This window comes from Acidicapsa acidisoli, assembly GCF_025685625.1.
Taxonomy (GTDB): Bacteria; Acidobacteriota; Terriglobia; order Terriglobales; family Acidobacteriaceae; genus Acidicapsa; species Acidicapsa acidisoli.
The window spans coordinates 535,373-553,299 of the sequence record NZ_JAGSYI010000001.1; the positions used below are offsets into that span (position 1 = coordinate 535,373).

Consider the following 17,927-nt stretch of genomic DNA (forward strand, 5'->3'; position numbering starts at 1 on the left):
ACTGCCCTGGATGAAACGGGCAACAGTCTTTGTCAGGCAATCTATGTAAGAAATCCCGCAATCGACACAAACAATCCGGCAAATTACATAAGATCTCTGGCGAATTGTGTTGTACCTGTGTTCCACAGGCTGCGTTGTGCCCTGCGATACTCTGAAGAGCTATGGGGCGCATTCGCATTCTTTCTGACCAGGTGGCCAACCAGATCGCCGCTGGCGAGGTCGTCGACCGGCCAGCTTCAGTGGTCAAGGAGCTGCTGGAGAACGCGCTGGACGCCGGCGCCACTCGCATCCGTGTCGAGGTCGAAGCAGGCGGCCGCAAGCTGATCCGCATCACCGACAACGGCCATGGCATGAATCGCGACGATGCTCTGCTCGCCTTCGAGCGTCACGCCACCTCCAAACTCCGCACCGCAGACGACCTGCTCTCCATCGCGACGCTGGGCTTTCGCGGTGAGGCGCTCCCTTCGATTGCGTCCGTATCTCGCGTTTTATTAGAGACTTGCGAGCCAGACTCCTCCGGAATTCGCATAGAAATTGCGGGCGGAAAGATCCTGGCCGTTGACGATGCGGCCCTGCCCGCCGGGACGTCCATCGCCGTCCAGGACCTGTTCTTCAACACTCCGGCCCGGCGGAAATTTCTGCGGGCCGAGTCGACCGAACTCTCTCACGTGACAGCGCTCGTCACGCATTACGCCCTGGTTCACCCGGACAAGCACTTCGAACTGCTCTCAGCCACGCATACCCTGCTGCAAGCTCCTCCAGTGGTCCGATCTGCCGAACGCATCTATCAGATTTTTGGCGCGGAGACGCTGGGCCAGCTCCTGCCTGTCGCTGCCGAAGCCCCCCTCGAACACCCCGGTCTGCCGGAACCGCCTCCATGGAAACGCAATCCGGATGAACCGGTGCGCGAGCCCGGAACTCTGCGCCTGAGCGGCTTCTATTCCAAGCCGGAACTGCAAAAGCTCAACCGCAACTCGATCTATATCTTTGTCAATAAACGGCTTATCCGCGACCGCCTGCTGCTGCACGCGATCAGCGAAGCCTATCGGAACATCATCCCTCCCACGTCTTTTCCGGTTGTTCTGCTCTTTCTCGAAATGCCACCCGAAGAGGTCGATGTCAACGTCCACCCGGCCAAGACCGAGGTCCGATTCCGCCAGCAGAATCGGATTCACGACTTCGTCCGCGACAGCCTGCGCGCCGCCCTCGTCAGTTCGCGCCCGGCCGCAGGATTCCTGGCAGCGCTCGATTCCGCACCTGTCGCCTCGCCTACCCTGATGCCGTCGCCCGCCCCCCATCTGCCGCGACCGTCCGAAGACGCGCCGATTCCGCCAGGCCAGAATGGCGGAAATCCGGACGCGACTTTCCAGCTTTCTCCGCCGGTCTTGCCTCCTCTACCGAGGCCGCTGCCATTTCACCCAGAGACCAATGAACCCGGACTTGAACCTGGCCTCGAGTCCACGCTGGAAAACTGGGCCGCTGCCGCGACAGCGCTATTCAGCCCGGCGGCGACAGCCCAGATCCCCTCCTGCGGGGACGAGGTACCAGTTCCGACGGCAGACGGTGCGACGCAGATGGCGGAGATGACCACCCGCGTTGAGATCCAGCGGGAGCAGGCCAATCTGAACAGCCTGGGCTCGCTCCGGCCTCTCGGGCAGTTGCGCGACTCGTTCATTCTCGCGGTCAACGACGACGGCCTATGGATCATCGACCAGCATGTCGCCCACGAGAGGGTGCTCTTCGAAAAGATCCTGGCCAGCCGGGATGTTGAAGCCATCCAGCGCCAGCGGCTGCTCATGCCTCTGCTGGTTGACCTTCAGCCCTGGCAAATGGCCGTTTTTGCCGATATTGCCGACGAACTGGAGAAAAATGGCTTCGAAGCTGAGCCTTTTGGCCCCCGAACGCTGGCTGTCAAGGCCGCACCTGTCGGTTTGGAGGGTCGCGAACTGGAGCGGATGCTGACGGAAGTGATTGAACAGACAGGGGGTTCCGGCGCAAACTCGGCCCAGCGCAAAGACCTGGAGACACTGCGGGGGCGCATTGCCGCCTCCATTGCGTGCCACTCCGCGATCAAGGTCAACACCCCTCTGGAATCCCAAAAAATGGATTGGCTATTAAAAGAATTATCAAAAACTAAATTTCCTACCAGTTGTCCCCATGGACGTCCAATAGCTTTGAGGTATTCTTGGAAGGAGATCCAGCGGGCCTTTCAGAGAATCTAAATTCTCCGGAGGGTGGCATTTTTACTCCCAAGGGAGAGAAATTGCCCGGCAAGTACGCCAGATCGTCTGCGTTGTCTGCCTAATCCATGCCCGGCTTTTCTCCGTCCCCTAACGGAGAACTGATTTCACCGGGATCTGGGCGGGGTGGTTTACGGCGTTTGCGATTCAGCCTGGAAATGAGGTTTATCTTTGACAGCAGAGCAGTTGGAAGCAGCGCGCGCCGAACGGATGCGCCAAAACGGACACGGGGCAATCAGCATTGAGGATGTCCGTACCTGGATCGAGGAGACGGGTCTTTGTATTTTCCTTCCTCGTTCCGCGCAGGCAGGCCAGTCAACTTTGACCTCGGCCACTGCCACCCCTACTTTCGTAGAGGCAGTTGCGGGCCAGCGAACCACCGAACCGACTCTTGAATTGATCGCGGCAGCCGAGGCCTTGCTGGTCCGGCTGGAAGCCGAGGGTGTGGCTGTTCGCCTCAATCTCGCCGGGCAGCCCGGAGATCAGCCCGATTACGTGGTCGCCGGATGGGTTCTGCCTTATATCTATGCTCTTCGCGGAGACCGCGATTGGCGCCGTTCACCTCAGTTGACGGGGTCGCGCCAGGTTTCTCCGCTTGCCGTTCAGACCGCCAAGCAACTCGACTCCGCCAACATGTCCGCCACGCAGATTCGCGATGCCCTCGGCCGCGAGGTGACGGAAGCAGCCGTCTTGCGTGCTCTCCACGAGCTTTGGAAGCAGTTGCGTATCATTCCCGTGGTTCCCGAGGTCGGCACGCCGGCGCTGTGGCAGCCGTTGCGCCAGCGCTTCCAGAAGGCGATTGCTGAGGGCGCATCCACCTCGCAGGTCACTGCAATCTCGGTTCTTGCCTCAATCTATTTGCAGGCTGTCATCGCAGCGTCAATGGAGGACGTGGAGATGTTCCTGTCGCCGCTGACCTCGCGCAGCAAGATTCGGGAGGTAGTGCGTGGCCTGGCTGCAACCCGTCAGGTGCATACCACCACGATGGGCCATTCTCCGATGTTCTACGTCGCGGGAACTCTGCCGGAGTTCCCTGCAGTTCCCAGCTTCCAGATCAGCACTTCCCTGCCCTCCTATCGTAGTTCCGCCTATCTTGCTTCCTATCTGGGCCACGCGCACGACCACGACGAAGATCTGCACGAGCCTGCGCCTGGAAATGGACACCTTGCGGCCAGGAAGACTTCGGAAACCGCCCTGCCAGCGTCCATCGCCCAACACCAGAACGGGGAGCTGTCCCTTTCTGCGAGGCACGACGAGTTAAGCCATGAGCTCGCCGCGGAACCTGTAGCTGAATCCAGAGTTCGTCCTTCGGCCATTTCTGCCAAGCCTCAGCCCTCGGCGAAGTCAGCCACGCCGCGGCCACGCCCGGCCAGAACGGCTGGCGCTGCGCATCCGCGAGAGCGCAACCGCACCGGCCTGGGCTCTGGAGAGTCTCGTTCCGGGACGGGCGGCGACCGCCGTCGCGCGCCCATGCCGCGGAGCACTGCTGCGAACGGCAGCAACTCACGCAGCGCCAGCGGACCTTCCCGTCCGGCGCGCAATGGCAGCTTCGGCAGTAATGGCAACGGAAACGGCGCACATCCGGCCAAGCCTGCCCACTCTGCAAGCGCGAAGAATGGACACGCACACGGATCAAATGGGTCGAATGGTAGCTCCAAACCGGCCCATGATGGTTGGACGGCGCGACAGAATGGCGCAAACGGTCACGGCGAAAAGAGCGTCGTGACGCGCCCCGGCAACAGGAACGGAAGCCAAGGCGCAGCAGGAGCGAAATCCAGCTCCGCGTCCGGTTTCAAATCCGGCCCGGCAAGCGGAGCCAGAGGTGCGAAAGCAGTTCGCGGCGAATCGCGAAATGGCAGCTCCACCGTTCGCTCCGGGTCCCATCCGGCTACCGGCCAGCGAGCTTCGACAGACAGCTCAAGCCGCAAGCCAGCGGCCAGCGCAGCGAAGCGGTACAGCTTCTCCGGGCAGGCGAAGCAGGCTCCAAAACCGGCTTCCAAGACGGTCGCCCATTCCGGAGCCAAATCGCATTCGAAATCGGCTCATCCAACTGCATCCAAACGGCGCGGATGAGGGATGATTCCGAGCGAATGAACTCCGTAGCTGGTCTCACTCCTTCAGAAAAAGCACCCAAAACCCGCCGCCCGATCATCGCCATCGATGGTCCGGCGGGCGCGGGTAAAAGCACGATTGCCCGCCATCTGGCACGGTATTTTGGCCTTCTTAACCTGGAAACCGGAGCGATGTATCGCGCTTTTGCGCTGAAAGCACTCGCTTCGAACGCCTCACTCGAAGATCTTCCTGCGCTGCTCGCTCTTGCGGCCAACACCAGCATCTATCTGGAACCGACGGGCGAGGGCAATCTTGTTTTTTTAGATGGCGTTGACGTCACGACACGGTTACGCGAGCCGCGCATAACGGATGGTGCTTCGCGGGTCAGCGTTCACCCACCAATTCGCGCCTGGATGGTGCGCCTTCAGCAGGACCTGGGTGCTGCCGGTGGGGTGGTCATGGAGGGTAGGGACATCGGGACCGTGGTCTTTCCCAATGCCGATGTCAAGATCTTCCTCGACGCTGCTCCGGAGGTTCGCGGACTGCGTCGATACGACCAGATGGACTCGGCAGCCGCGGCCGAGGTGCAGCCCGAGGAAGTCATTCGCGAGCTGCGCGCACGCGACGAGCGCGACCGCAATCGAGCCGATTCTCCGCTGAAACCCGCTGACGACGCGGTTCTGCTGGACTCGACGCATATGAGTCTGGAAGAAGTTGTCGGAAAGGTCGAAGCGATCGTCACGGAAAAGCTTGCATTGGAGCCGTCGAAAGCCTAACGAACGAGATTAGAGTACAGAAACAGAATGCCGGAATCCTCTTGCGAGAATTCCGGCATTCTGCTCTTTTCAGCCTTTATTTGCCTTATTGCGTGACCGGGGTTGCTTCTTCGCCTTTTGAGGCTTTCAGATGTGGAGCGGTTGGAGCAGCCGGAGCCTTGGGTGCAGCGGGCGCCTTTGGCGCGACTGAGAGCGTGGGCATTGGCGGCGCTTCATCTCCTTTATGCAGACGAAGGTCGGCGTGCTCGGTCGACATCGTGAGTTTCGGACCGCCCTTGCCAATAGTTCCGGTCATGGTTTTGTCTTCGTCTCCGCTGATCGAGAGAGGAAAATCCGAGACGATATCGCCATTGTGCGTTCGGGCTTCCACGGATTCCGACGCGTTCGGCGGAAGCGATACCTCGACATCGCCCTTGTTGTTCTTGACCTCGACCGGGTAAGAACCAGCCATGTCCAACTCGACGCGCGCATCGTGATCCTCGATATGCGCATCGCCGTAGACCTGACTCAACTCGATGTCCTTGGAGCGCGAGCAAATCACGCGGACCGGACCGACGACCTGAGTCGCGTGCAGCGAGTCGCCGTTCAGCGACATATCGCCGGGAAGGCGCGCAAAATCCAGTTCCGTTCGCGAGGAGTGGAAGTGGATCGACTGATCGGCACGTTCTACGTGCGTGTCTCCGGTGTAGTCACCTTGCAGGGTGATTTTGCCGTGAATGTCGGAGATGGTCAGATCGCCGCCATCGCCTTCTACCGTGACGTCGCCCTGAATGTCATGGGCGGACAGGTCTCCGTGATTGGAAAGCCGCGCATGAACGTGGCCCTGAATCGCAGTCACTTCCATGTCGCCGTGCTGTACCTGGGCGTCCACGTTCCCGCTTAATCCGGCGACGGTCAGGCCGCCGTGTCCCGTGGTGACGTTGACGGAGGCCGAGCGTGGAACCGTGATAGCGAGGTTGGTGCGGCCGCTGGAGTTTCCATCCACTTTGACGAGGACGGCATTTCCGCTGACGGTCACATGCGCCTGCTGGGCATCGAAGATTTTCTTCGCCGAGGCATCGGAGCTTGCAAAGGCCACCTGATGAGCTTTGACCGAGACATTGGCGTCGTCGCCGGAAGAGATGCTGACATCACCGCGCGGGTTCTGGATCTCAATCTGCGCGTTGGCCGGGACCTTGGTATCCAGCACGGCCTGATCCATGTCATGCTGCGGCTCGCCGAGAGCATTGAAGAAGTCATCGTTGTTGTCGCCGAACTCGGCGCGCAACGGACCCCAGAAGCGGTGCGATCCTGCGGCGCAGATGCCGACAATCACCAGCAGGACGATGATTCCGAAATAACCACCAAAGCGGCGGGCCGGGGGATTGTCGCGGCGCAGATCGATGGCCCACTCGGCGAGAGCGACAACTCCAATGCCGATCAGCAACAGCGGCCACCAGTGGCCGTACCAGTTCCAGAACTGGTCGGCGTCCATGCGCCCCGAGATCAGCAAAAGTGCGATGATGCCCACGCAGATGAGAACGATCGGCCCGGCCACGGAAGGCACTCGCATTGCACGGTTCTGGGCGCGAAGAGCATCGCGCTGCGCCCGCCACATATCGCGCTGGGCGCGCCAGGCTGCTTTGTTTTGCTCCTTCTGATAACGCCAGTAGTAGCGCGGGTCGCCGGTGTACGGGGCTCCATAAGGCGGTGGTCCCGACGGCGAACCGGGCGGACGGCCGGGAGGATAGCCTCCGGGAGGTGGTTGTGTGCTGGCCATTAGCGTCCCTCCTCTTCCCAGCTCTTGCGCGGCTCGCGTCCCGGAGTGTTATCCGGATCGGTGCTCTGAATCTCGAGGTCCGTATGCGCCGGAACAATGCCGGTCGAAGCCGGCTGAACTGGTTGGCTGGTCGATGGCGCTGCCGGTGAGCCTGCGTAGGCTCCGGCCGGAGGAGCGTAACCGGGGGCGTAGCCAGCCGCCTGATAACCCGCGGCGTAGGGATAGCCTGCGGGCGGTTCAGCAGCCAGCGCGGCTCGCTCGGCCAACGCCAGGACGCCTAGCAGAATCAGATACAGCGGCCAGGCATGTCCCCAGGTCAGAATGTCCATCTGGTCCAGCAAGGCAATGATGCCTGTCAACAAAAGCAGCGCCGGCCAGCGTAAACGGCAAACAATGAAATATCGGCTCATTTGGAACCTCCTTGTAAATAGCCAACACGGCGCACAATCAGCCAGACACCGAGGCCGATCAGCATGAGCGGCCAGATGTAATGCATGAGATGGGTAACAAATCCGAGACTTTGCAACAGAAAGATGATTCCAAGGCCAATCAGGACGAAGGCGAAGATCGGCTCACGACGACGCCAGTTGTAGGGCGGAACTGGAGGAATCGGCGGAATGGCGCCCGGCGGATAGCTCTCCGTGTACGCTCCGGGATTCGGTCCAGTGAACGGATCGGTATAAGGCGGCTGCTGAGGAATCGGGCCTGGTCCGAAACCGGACCCGAAGCCTGGACCGGCACCAGGCGCGGGATCGCTCCATGAGCTGCTATATGGGGCGTTATAAGGCGGCGGCTCTGTCTGCGCATAGGTTGCGGCTGGAGGGGCGGGGGGATTCTCGCCCGGATGAATGCCTGTTGAGCGGCCCGAGCCTCCCATATTCAGCCAGCTTCCCAGTTCGTTGAGCCCGAAGGGATCTGGCACCGGAAGGCCGTCTCGCCGCGCTTTGGCGGTGTGGTAGGCCTCGAAGGACTGATAGAGAACCCAGGCTCCGATGAAAAGGCCAAAGATCCCGTAGTGATCGGTAATCGACACCAGCACGGCAAAGATCACAACGTGAATCAGACCCTTGAAAAGCTGGCCGTTGTACATGGCGCCCACGCCGGGAATCAGGCCCAGTAGCGCAGCAGCCGAAGGATTTGGACCGCCGCTGATCGGTACCGCGAATCCGGAGGCGGGATTCCCTGGATAGGTTGCGCCCGTCCAGGCTGGACCAGTTGCTGGACCGGTTGGATTGCCGCCGGTCGCGACAATGCAGGTCTCGCAGAAGATCTGGCCGCTGGGCGTGGTTCGCACGCAGTCTGCGCAGAGAGGCTTGCCGCAGTGCTGGCAATAGGATTGAACATCCTTTTCGGGATGATTTACGCAATGCATGAAATGCTCCATTCCGGCATTGCCAACACGTGTTTCGCGATTGAACCAGCTACGACCGTCTCTGTCCCGGTCGCGCTGGATACCTCTCTGTGTGTGGTTAAGCCCTTGCTTTTCAAATCTGCTTCCTGGGATGTCGCCAGAATCCCGGGTTGTGGGAGCAGCCCGGTTTCAAGCTGCGCCACAATTGTGTCTCCGCTCCACAGCGGGGCTGGGGGGTTGACCGTCTGCTGTGGAGCAGCATTAGGGTTCAGTTTGGAGCCACCATCCTTACGATGCGTCTGACCGTCGCCGCCTGAACCTGCGGGTGCAGGAGCGCTGGGTTGGGTCTTGTTCTGGTCGGCTGGCTGGCTTTGCTGGTCGGTTTCCGTGGATCGCCGCAGCTCGCGCATTCTCGACTCCACCTCGTACACAAAGCGAAGGTGATCATAGTAGCGAATGATCGGCGTGGAAGCGGTCATGATGCGCTTTTCCAAGAGAGAACGCACGGAAGCCGGTCTCAGATCGGCCATTTTGAAACTGGAGATGCGCACACCGGTCATGCTCAGGGTAAGGGCGATGGAGAAGAATGCCATTGCCGCGGTCATCAGCAGGCGAGGCTCGGCAAAGCGGCGCATCCTTGCGCCAAACCCAGGCCGCTGCCATACCGGAGTCATGGTGAGCACGTTTCCCGAAGCGCCGAGACCAGAAGCAGGGCCTCCCGCCAGGATCAGCTTGCCTGGGTCCAGTTTTCTAGAGTCCAGCTTTCCATGGCCGGTTTCCACCAGAATCCTGTCCAGCAGATGGGCCGGAACCTCTGGCTCAGGGGCCAGGAATTCCAACCATTCCCGGCCTCGCCGAACCTGTTCAAACATTTCCGCGCAGGAGGCGCAGGTGGCCATGTGACTGGAGAAGATCGCTTCATCTTCGGGTCGCAGCAGCCCATCCATTGCGTCTACCAGCAGCGTCTCCCAGAGCCCACAGGCCGGAGAGTTCGGAATGTTTGCCCGGTCCTTGATTTTCTCTGCCATGACTACATCACCTCCTTCTTGTTACGTTCGAGTAGCCGCGCAAGTTCCGCGCGGCCCCGGCTGATACGAGACTTTACAGTCCCTTCCGGAATGCCTAGCACCTGGGCAATCTCTTTGTAATCCATGTCTTGCAGATCACGCAGAATAACAGCTTCGCGCAATTCGGGCGAGACCTGCGCGAGAGCATTTTGGACCATCTTTTCGAGTTCACGCCGGGTTGCCTGATCGTGCTGCGTCGGCCCCTTGGCCTCAAGACGGTCGATTGGGCGCAATTCGCCGGTTTCGTCCCAACCGTCGTCGAGGGAGCCGGTAACTCTTAGATTTCGGGTACGGCGGAAATGATCCACGAGCAGGTTGCGGGTCAGGGTGGTGATCCAGACCTGGAGACTGCCACGCGAAACGTCGAAGCTGGTCAGATTCGAATAGATCTTGAGAAAGACTTCCTGGGTCAGGTCCTCGGCTTCGGTGCCGGAGCCGGTAAAGCGATAGCAGAGCGCGTATACGCGGCGGTGGTGCGCCCGGACCAACTCTGTCCAGGCTGGCGATTCACCGGAGAGGCACCGGCGCACGACTTCCGACCAGTCGGGTTCCACCTGTGCGCCTGCCTCCATGCTTCGCCTGATCCCCAGTTGCCCGGTCTCGCCCTGGCCCAAGCGGCCGACGGGCTCATTTACAACCCTGCGCGCCGGACCGGACGGCCCAGCGTCCGATCGCCAGGGCTTCGGCGTTTTCAACGCTGGTCCGATTTCCGGCGGCGCGGCTACAGGACGGCTGCCCGTACTGGCCGCTTTTCGCTCTGGAATTGCGATCCCGGCATTGAACCAACTAATTGTACCTGCGCATCCCATAGCAGGTTGTACGGAGCACAAGGGCTGTTAGTTCCATGAGCTTCGAATCGAGCTTTCTCATCATGCAGCATAGCCGCCGAGAAACTCGGCTGGGGTTATGATCGGCATCCCGCGCCAAGGATGTAATACCAGTAAATCCTCATCGCTGCTCACCAGAACATCGGCCTCGGAAACCAACGCCAAAGCCAGAAACTTGTTGTCTCTGGAGTTGCGACAAGGGGGATCAATAACTCCAATATCTATTTCCTGCACTGCGAATATTTGCACTGTGCGGCGTATCAGCGCGACAAAAGCGCTGCGCGAATCCCTGTCGAGGTAGCGGTCGAACTTTTCACGATCAAGCACCTGTGTCAGCTCATACAGGCTTTCCATGCTGGCGCAAACATTACAGGTGCGCAACGCCTTCAGCAAGGCTTGCTCAGGTATCGACCCTGCGCGGAGCGCGGCGCTCACCAGCGTACTTGTGTCCAGAATGACCCGTTGAATAGGCCTCACCGAGCCTCATGCACCATGCGGGTCACATCCTCATCAGTCAACGCGGCTGTAGCTGCCGTCTGCGCAGCGGTCGCGCGCTTTGCGGCCTCTGCTCTCCACATCTCCAGATCGGCCACGGCACTGCTGCGTTTGCGCCGCGAATCCAGTAGCTCTTCCATGTCCTGCGGGGATACAACAAAGGCCGTGGGACGTCCATGACGAGTAATCGCCACAGCTTCGCGCTGGACCGTGTCGAGCAGCTTCCCAAAGCTATTTTGTGCCTCTACGGAGGTCATCGTCACCATCGCTCTCACCTCAAAACTAGCTATTTTCACTATAATAGCTAGAATAGCTATTTAGGCAAGACGCTCTGTTAGAAACAAGTGGAAGAAACTCTTCTTGATTCAAAAAACGGGAGAGCGCACGTTGCGCCCTCCCGTCGATTGCGAATGAATTCTTCTGCTTGCGTCAGTATCGCTCCTGAAACTCCGGCTCGACTGGATTCTCAAAGAGCGAACGGTCGCGGGTGACGATCGTCAGCCCGGACGGCGTGACGAAGTAGCGGCGCTTGTCCTCAACCGGGTCGTAGCCGATGACGGTGCCTTCGGGAATCTGCACGTCGCGATCAATGATCGCCCTGCGGATACGGCAATGCCGGCCGATGTTCACGTGGCTGAAGATGATGCTGGAGTCGACCTCAGAGTACGAATTGACGCGCACATCCTGCGAGAGCACCGAATTCCGCACCTCCGCGCCCGAGATGATCACGCCTGCCGTAATCACCGAATTGACGGCCTTGCCGGTGCGTCCCGGTTCGCCAAATACGAATTTGGCTGGCGGATACTGGCGCACGCGCGTTCGCATCGGCCAGTGCTTGTCGTAGAGGTTGAAGGTCGGCGAAACGGAACACAGGTCCATGTTGGCGTCGTAGTACGAGTCCAGCGTTCCCACGTCGCGCCAGTAGAGCGCCTGCTGCCGGTTCTCATCGACGAAGTTATAGGCCACCATCTTTTTCTTCCCGAGAACGTTGGGCAGAATGTTGTGGCCGAAGTCATGCTTGGAGTGAGGATCTTCCGCGTCCGCGATCAGCTCCTTCAGCAGAGTTTCGGTATTGAAGATGTAAATGCCCATCGAGGCATCCACGGAATTGGGGTTGAACGGCGAACGGAACGCGGTCGACTTCGGCTTCTCTTCAAAACCCAGGATCTCGCCGCCCTGCTCCACTTCCACCACGCCAAAACGAGAGACCTCGTCGGGAGCGATGGGCAACGTCGCAAGCGTGACCTCCGCGTTCGTGTCCTTGTGATGCTCCAGCATCCGGCTGTAGTCCATTTTGTAGATGTGGTCGCCGGAGAGGATGATGACGTACTTGGGCTGTTCCGATCCGATGGAATAGATGTTCTGGTAGACCGCATCCGCGGTGCCCATGTACCAGTTGGCGCCGGTACGCTGCATGGGCGGCATGATTTCAAAGAACTCGCCAAGCTCCTGCGCCACGATTCCCGACCAGCCTTCGCGGATATGCCGGTTGAGGGACAACGCCTTGTACTGCGTCATGATGTAAACCTTACGCAGCCCGGAGTTGATGCAGTTGGAGAGTGTGATGTCGATGATGCGGTAATGCCCGCCGAATGGCACGGCGGGCTTGGCGCGGTCGCGAGTCAGGGGGAAAAGTCGTTCACCGGCGCCGCCTGCTAACAGGACTCCAAGAGTGTCTTTCATTTGAGTGCCAATTCTCCCTTTTCCGCCACTTGTCCCGCGGCATCTCTCAAGGCGAAACCGTATTCCGCCCTGCGGTACGGTGGCCTCTCTGGCAACCGAAAAATGAATGGTGTTACCAGACGGGCGAGAATACCACAGCGATGTCACAGATGGTCACGGCAATTTGCACACCTGGAAATAGGGCAGAGATGAGAGATCGTTTAGAAAATAGAAGTTAAGCAACAGCCTGCGAATCTACCGGACAAAAACCCAGGGCCACGCACGTTAATTGAGAACCGTATCAGTGCCGGGACGAAACACGCTCAGGAATCCGGATACTAATCCGGAAAGCTCTATTCCTCGCCCTCGACCGAGATTCTCAGCGACTTGAGAAAATTCACATCGTGCGAGGTAAAAGGACCGCCTTCGTTTTCCTGATCGTCCTGTTGAGCCGAGGGATCGGCGTCGGTGGTCACATCATTAAGGCCAATGGTAGCCTCAAGCATCAGCATCACGTCAAAACCGTGGCGGCGGATGTTCTGCACCACCCCTGCGATCTGTTCTGACTCGATAACGGACTCATGAATGGCCTCTCCAAGCTGCTGGATCAGGTCGCGCAAGCGTGGGTTCATCTTTCCCTCCGGCATGGACTGCGCCCCAATTCAAGCCCAACTGCGAACAAGGAGCGCCAGCTCGGGTACGGCCAGGATTCTTCTACCTTACTTCTGACTCGCGACTACGGCAACTGGGAAGCACCACAAAATGTGGGAAACGCGTCTCCTCGAGGCACTGCTAAACTTTAGATGCGGATGAATCCGAACGAGTTTGGGAAAAAACTGGGCATCGGGGTGCGCGTCGCGGGACGCATCGCGCAGCAACGCGCTGAAGAAGCTGCGCGAAGAAAAGCCCAGACAGAGGCTGAAAATGCAGGCCGGGCTGTTGGTACGCCTGCGCACCAACAGCCGTCAAGGCCAATCCCTGCGCCGAATTACAAAGAACCTGATTACAAAGAAAAAGTCCGCGAGATTGGCAAGAATTCGCACAAGCTGACGCGCGCCGCCGGCCGGGGCATGGGAGGCTTTTTACGCCCATTTGGCCGCGTTGGCGGAATCCTGTGGCTCGAAGTGACCGGCTTTTTCTTCGGTCTCTTTGGGCTCTACTTTGCACAAGACATCTTTCGCACCAGGCTGAGTTGGATCGCCGGTCCGCAGCATTCGCGGTTCCTGATGGCTGTAGCGCTCACGGCAATCTTCGGCTACCTGTCCGTCAGCGCTTTCTGGCGAGCCCGGCGAAAGTGACGACGAAAAGACGACGCTACGTTGTCCGATTTCCGCTGCGCTGAATCGCCCAAACCAGGAGTCCGGCGAAACCGATTCCAATCAGCAGCAGCACAAAATTCGCGCCGCCACGGCCGCCCCCAAAGCGAGCAAGGGTCAGCAAAGCCAAAGAACTAGAAGAAACAGCCATCATGATTCTCCTCCGCGAGCCACATTTCGGTGTTCTAGACCGAGCAAGCCGCCACGTGTGAAGACCCGGCTTTGCGGCGCAAGTTGTTATCCAAGCTGCATTTTGGGAATCCAATTTCAGACCTGAAGGCCGGGAGATGTCCGATATCGGCTCCCGTTACCCGAGTCTTTTCCCAAATCGTGGAGCAATTGCGTAATTCAACTGCACGAGCACGATGAATCCGATGCTCGCATAGTTGCTCACTACGCAGAGCAACGCGCCAAAGGCATACAGGCTCTGGGCGATGAGCACGCGCCGGCAGATTGCGCCTCGCACCTCGACGGTCGTCTCGTCCTTGATCAAGGCCTGGCGGATTACGTGGGTCCAACTCCAATACAGCATTGCGCCCGGCAGCAGGATATTGAGCCAGTAAAGCAGCAGGGCGGTTCGGTAGGTCATGAATTCCGCGAGGAGACGTGTCGAGAGCGGCAGCATCGTGATGGTGAAGAGAAATCCCAGGTGAATCCACGTCAGATCGCGGCTGCCCTCGCGAATGTGGTTAAGCTGCGTCTGTTGCCCAGCCCAGAAGATGCCGAGCGTGAGAAAGCTCATCAAATACGCAATCCACTGCGGCGCCATCGCCGCAAGCGCACGGCATAGTTCCGCTTCGGAGTGAACAGCTTCTGCCGAAGGGATGTGGATATCCAGCACAAGGAGTGTCATGGCCACGGCGAAGATGCCGTCGCTTAAGGCGGCCATCCGCTCCAGACTGCGCCCCTGAATCGCATTGTAGAGTGTCGCCATGCAACCGGAAATTCACTTCGCTCCAGCTTACCCTGGGCTTCCTATGCTGCCTTTCCTCTCTACTTCAGCAGTGCTTCCGTCGGATCATCCGGCTTGCGTCTGATTCGCCATGTGCCCAGCACAATCAACACAGCGCCTGCCGCCAGCTCCAGCCACAGATGCCAGTCGCGGCGAAATCCCTTGTAGAGCATGTAGCTCTGACAGAGCGCAAAGGCTCCCACCAGGATGGCAATTGCGCCCCGAACCTTGTCGCCCATGCGGCACCCCCTCTTTGGCAGAATTTGGCCGAAATTACCCGGGGAGCGCCCACCATGAATTGGGTAGAAAAGCTCATGCAATGAAAACGAAGTTTGACCGAGCGCTCCGGGAATCCCTATCTTCAATAAAGGTACAGGAACCGGGGCGCAGACCATACGTCAATTCGCGGCCCTGGTATTTTGTCCGCGAGGTAATCCCATGTCGACTACACCAGCACCCGTTGTTCCCGCACTGAAACAGACCGCCCTCAATGCCACGCATCGCGCCCTAAAGGCGAAGATGGTCGACTTCGGCGGCTGGGACATGCCGGTTGAGTACTCCGGTCTTATCGCCGAACATCTGGCCGTGCGCACAGCCGTTGGCCTCTTCGACGTGGGCCACATGGGCGAGATCCAGTTTCGCGGGCCCAATTCGCTGGCTGCAGTTCAGCGCATCACCATGAACGACGCTTCGCGCCTCAAAGACGGTCAGGCGCAGTATTCCGCGCTGCTCACGCCCGAGGGCACCTTCGTCGACGACATTCTGGTTCACAAGCTCGGCGACAACGACTACCTGCTCGTGGTCAATGCCGGAACCAAGGACAAGGACTACGCTTGGATTCGCAAGCAGGTGGGCGGCATGCCTGGCATCCACATCAGCGATTACTCCAGCTACTACACGCAACTCGCCATTCAGGGTCCACGAGCGCTGGAGACCTTGCAGAAGTTAACCAAAGTCGATCTCGCTGGGATCAAGAACTACTGGTTCACTTTTGGTCAGGTAGCCGGGGTCTACAACACGCTTATCGCCCGCACAGGCTACTCGGGCGAAGACGGCTTCGAAATCTACGTCCCCTCCGACGTCGTCACCAGCGAGAAGGTCTGGAACGCCGGACTCGAAGCCGGCACAGAGTTCGGCATTCTGCCCTGCGGCCTGGGCGCACGCAATACCCTGCGTCTGGAAGCGGGAATGCCTCTCTATGAACACGAGATCACCGACCAGACGAACGTGTTCGAAGCTGGCCTCGATCGCTGGCTCAAGCTCGAAAAAGACTCCGACTTCCTCGGGCGCGAGGCGCTGCTCGCCGTCAAGGAATCCGGCGGCCCGGCGCGCAAGCTCGTTGGCCTCGAAATGGTGGAACGAGGCATCGCCCGCGACGGCTACCCGGTGCTCAACGAAGCGGGCGAGCAGATCGGCGTTGTCACCAGCGGGTCGCCTGCGCCGTTTTTGAAGACCAACATTGCCTACGCATACGTACCTGCATCTGTCGCCGAGAGCAAGGAAGATGTCTTTGTGCAGGTCCGCACGAATAAGGTCCGTGCAAAGCAGGTTTCGACGCCGTTCTATAAGCGGATCAAGAAATAAAAATAGGCTTTAGGTGGTAGCTGGCTAACTTGCCAGATCTTCTAGCAAAGGTAACGAGCCAATCAGCCTCTCACGGTGCTACATTAGTCGCACTCGATTCCTTAGCAGGAGGCGATGGCGCATGTTACTTGCGGGTGGGAGAAGACAATCAAGAGCTCCATGGTTAAACGGCGCTAATGGACGGGCTGGAGCCGCACTCCAGGCAATGGCCGATCACACCCGTCAGAATCTCACCGTAACTCCGTGGCCCGCAGCAGCGCCACTCGTTGTCACATCCCGGATTTTCGACGCAGCCGCCAATCTTGTGGCTACTGGCACGTACAACAGCGGCACTGGAATCCACGCGGAAGTCGACGCAATCAACACTCTGGGAGCAATTGCCTGGGTAAATCCGCACACAATACTTACCAGCCTGGAACCGTGCCCCCGATGCGCGGTGATCCTTCGAGCATTTCAAATGGCACATGGGTGGACGATTCAGGCGCCGGCAAGAGCATTTGCTTCCAACTGGGCTGGGGCTTATGCGTTGCCTGATGGCATATTCACTGTAGTTCTGAATCAGATGAATATCTCGGCGCTCGATCGTATGCACTATAGCGAAGAGATCAAGAGTGCAATCAAGACATTTGAATCCCGGTGAACAGACCCGGGACCCAGGATCGGCGATTAAGAGTCACGGCGTTGAAAGAACATGAAAAACCGGCTTCCGGGCGGTGAAATGCCAGGAAAGCCGGTTCCCAGATATCCCTGCGCATTACCCTGAGATATCTGGGTGGTGCACTTCGCAAAGTGTAATATCAGTCCTGCGCCAAACCCGGCCGGGCAACAAACACCTGTTCTGGTGCGTCGACTTCTGATCCAGCGGCTTTGAACTTCAGTTTGAACGTGTCAATCTGCGGCTTGCCATTCATCGGAACCGCAAAGCTCAATTCGTACTGGTTCTTGAATCTGCGCGTTAGTTCCTCAAAATACGGTTGGAAGGAGACTGGATTTCCCATTCCTTCCCAGAAACTCTTGCCGCCGGTCGCCTGGGTAACCGAAAGCATCAGGTTCTGGCCTGCATTATTGGCATACTGCGTCCGGTCAAAACGGCCGCGGTCGGTCCAATAGATCGTGTAAACGATCAGATGGGCACGCACTGCATCGTTGATCGCCGCCTGCACATATGGATCTTCCGGATCGTAGCGGCGGTTATACTCGTCCACGCCGTCGGTCACCATCACCACTTCACGGCGCACATTTGTTTCCCGGGAGGGCCAGCGCTTGGACAGGTCCGACAGGCAGAAGTACGGGCTGCTGTTGACGCCCGCTCCACCCGCTGGAAGACGCAGCCCGTTCAGCGCCGCAGCGTGGTCGGTGGTAAATGGACCTGTAAGGTTGGCGTTGCCATTCATCATGTATCCGAGAGTCACCCGGACATTTGGCGGCAGGGTGTTCACAAACTGTGTAATGTCATCGAACTGGCGTCCCAGGCTGGTGCGCGCCGAGCTGTCGATCAGTACCACAAGCTCGATCGGATCGGTCGCGTTCCGCAGCGACTCAAAGTTCGACACTTTGGTGTCTTTGCCGTTCACCTTGATCGTCAGATCCTGCGCCGACACATTGGGCGCCTGATCTCCGTCATGCTTGGGCAAAATTGTCACAATCGCCTGCCCCTGGCCATCTTTTTCTCCCTGCGCGAATGCAGACGTGGACACCAGTAGCGCCCCGGCGGCAACATACATTGCAATTCCAAATCTCTTCATACGAAATGCTCCCTTCGAGGCGTGAATGTCGGCTGTAAACGGCCCGCCAATTCAACTCACTTCACACCCACTATCTGTTAGACGCATCTCGAAGGTCAGGG

The 17,927-nt window shown here is 58.9% G+C and carries 19 protein-coding genes; 6 read left to right on the plus strand and 13 right to left on the minus strand.

All coding sequences use genetic code 11. The annotated features are described in order from the left end of the window. Positions 1-161 precede the first annotated feature (161 nt). From mutL to cmk, 3 genes are all read left to right on the plus strand, one after another. Positions 162-2,222 carry a DNA mismatch repair endonuclease MutL gene (mutL, locus tag OHL23_RS02150; protein ID WP_263350127.1) on the plus strand — a complete coding sequence of 687 codons (2,061 nt, stop codon included), beginning with the start codon at positions 162-164 and terminating at the stop codon, positions 2,220-2,222. Between the two features lie 189 nt (positions 2,223-2,411). Next, positions 2,412-4,313: a hypothetical protein gene (locus tag OHL23_RS02155; RefSeq protein ID WP_263350128.1), complete on the plus strand. Its 1,902-nt coding sequence runs from the start codon at positions 2,412-2,414 to the stop codon at positions 4,311-4,313. A gap of 17 nt (positions 4,314-4,330) precedes the next feature. Next, complete coding sequence (cmk, locus tag OHL23_RS02160) at positions 4,331-5,068, plus strand: (d)CMP kinase (RefSeq protein WP_263350129.1); 738 nt, start codon at positions 4,331-4,333, stop codon at positions 5,066-5,068. 85 nt (positions 5,069-5,153) lie between these two features. Here the strand turns inward: cmk and OHL23_RS02165 are convergent, their stop codons facing one another. The 9 genes from OHL23_RS02165 to OHL23_RS02205 all read right to left on the minus strand — a co-directional run bounded on the left by OHL23_RS02165 (position 5,154) and on the right by OHL23_RS02205 (position 12,861). Next, complete coding sequence (locus OHL23_RS02165) at positions 5,154-6,827, minus strand: DUF4097 family beta strand repeat-containing protein (protein ID WP_263350130.1); 1,674 nt, start codon at positions 6,825-6,827, stop codon at positions 5,154-5,156. After that, positions 6,827-7,237, minus strand: a complete 411-nt coding sequence (locus OHL23_RS02170) for a hypothetical protein (protein WP_263350131.1) — start codon at positions 7,235-7,237, stop codon at positions 6,827-6,829. The genes OHL23_RS02165 and OHL23_RS02170 overlap by 1 nt, the downstream gene beginning before the upstream one ends. Then, the gene (locus tag OHL23_RS02175; RefSeq protein ID WP_263350132.1) at positions 7,234-8,199 is read right to left on the minus strand and encodes a B-box zinc finger protein; all 966 of its coding nucleotides are present in this window, start codon (positions 8,197-8,199) and stop codon (positions 7,234-7,236) included. The genes OHL23_RS02170 and OHL23_RS02175 overlap by 4 nt, the downstream gene beginning before the upstream one ends. Further along, positions 8,187-9,206, minus strand: a complete 1,020-nt coding sequence (locus OHL23_RS02180) for an anti-sigma factor family protein (protein WP_263350133.1) — start codon at positions 9,204-9,206, stop codon at positions 8,187-8,189. The genes OHL23_RS02175 and OHL23_RS02180 overlap by 13 nt, the downstream gene beginning before the upstream one ends. 2 nt (positions 9,207-9,208) lie before the next feature. Further along, complete coding sequence (locus OHL23_RS02185; RefSeq protein ID WP_263350134.1) at positions 9,209-9,940, minus strand: RNA polymerase sigma factor; 732 nt, start codon at positions 9,938-9,940, stop codon at positions 9,209-9,211. 174 nt (positions 9,941-10,114) lie between these two features. Beyond that, on the minus strand, positions 10,115-10,549 hold the full coding sequence (locus OHL23_RS02190) for a putative toxin-antitoxin system toxin component, PIN family (protein WP_263350135.1): 435 nt from the start codon (positions 10,547-10,549) through the stop codon (positions 10,115-10,117). After that, positions 10,546-10,833, minus strand: a complete 288-nt coding sequence (locus OHL23_RS02195; RefSeq protein ID WP_263350136.1) for a type II toxin-antitoxin system Phd/YefM family antitoxin — start codon at positions 10,831-10,833, stop codon at positions 10,546-10,548. The genes OHL23_RS02190 and OHL23_RS02195 overlap by 4 nt, the downstream gene beginning before the upstream one ends. 163 nt (positions 10,834-10,996) lie before the next feature. Further along, positions 10,997-12,250 (minus strand): glucose-1-phosphate adenylyltransferase, encoded by a 1,254-nt coding sequence (glgC, locus tag OHL23_RS02200; protein WP_263350137.1) that lies wholly within the window; start codon positions 12,248-12,250, stop codon positions 10,997-10,999. Positions 12,251-12,582: 332 nt separating this feature from the next. Further along, on the minus strand, positions 12,583-12,861 hold the full coding sequence (locus OHL23_RS02205) for a hypothetical protein (RefSeq protein ID WP_263350138.1): 279 nt from the start codon (positions 12,859-12,861) through the stop codon (positions 12,583-12,585). Between the two features lie 177 nt (positions 12,862-13,038). Between OHL23_RS02205 and OHL23_RS02210 the strand changes: the two genes are divergently transcribed. Beyond that, complete coding sequence (locus OHL23_RS02210) at positions 13,039-13,527, plus strand: hypothetical protein (protein ID WP_263350139.1); 489 nt, start codon at positions 13,039-13,041, stop codon at positions 13,525-13,527. 16 nt (positions 13,528-13,543) lie between these two features. On the opposite strand, the gene OHL23_RS02215 is transcribed toward OHL23_RS02210, so the two are convergent. The 3 genes from OHL23_RS02215 to OHL23_RS02225 form a co-directional block, all read right to left on the minus strand. Further along, the gene (locus OHL23_RS02215; protein ID WP_263350140.1) at positions 13,544-13,699 is read right to left on the minus strand and encodes a hypothetical protein; all 156 of its coding nucleotides are present in this window, start codon (positions 13,697-13,699) and stop codon (positions 13,544-13,546) included. Positions 13,700-13,852: 153 nt separating this feature from the next. Then, positions 13,853-14,479, minus strand: coding sequence for a TMEM175 family protein (locus OHL23_RS02220; RefSeq protein WP_263350141.1), 627 nt, complete (start codon positions 14,477-14,479; stop codon positions 13,853-13,855). A gap of 59 nt (positions 14,480-14,538) precedes the next feature. Then, positions 14,539-14,736 (minus strand): hypothetical protein, encoded by a 198-nt coding sequence (locus tag OHL23_RS02225; protein WP_263350142.1) that lies wholly within the window; start codon positions 14,734-14,736, stop codon positions 14,539-14,541. Between the two features lie 199 nt (positions 14,737-14,935). Between OHL23_RS02225 and gcvT the strand changes: the two genes are divergently transcribed. Both gcvT and OHL23_RS02235 read left to right on the plus strand, forming a co-directional pair. Further along, positions 14,936-16,081: a glycine cleavage system aminomethyltransferase GcvT gene (gene gcvT / locus OHL23_RS02230; protein ID WP_263350143.1), complete on the plus strand. Its 1,146-nt coding sequence runs from the start codon at positions 14,936-14,938 to the stop codon at positions 16,079-16,081. A gap of 205 nt (positions 16,082-16,286) precedes the next feature. Beyond that, positions 16,287-16,721 (plus strand): cytidine/deoxycytidylate deaminase family protein, encoded by a 435-nt coding sequence (locus OHL23_RS02235; RefSeq protein ID WP_263350144.1) that lies wholly within the window; start codon positions 16,287-16,289, stop codon positions 16,719-16,721. A 157-nt stretch (positions 16,722-16,878) separates the two neighbouring features. Here the strand turns inward: OHL23_RS02235 and OHL23_RS02240 are convergent, their stop codons facing one another. Next, positions 16,879-17,826, minus strand: coding sequence for a vWA domain-containing protein (locus OHL23_RS02240; RefSeq protein ID WP_263350145.1), 948 nt, complete (start codon positions 17,824-17,826; stop codon positions 16,879-16,881). Positions 17,827-17,927: the final 101 nt, after the last annotated feature.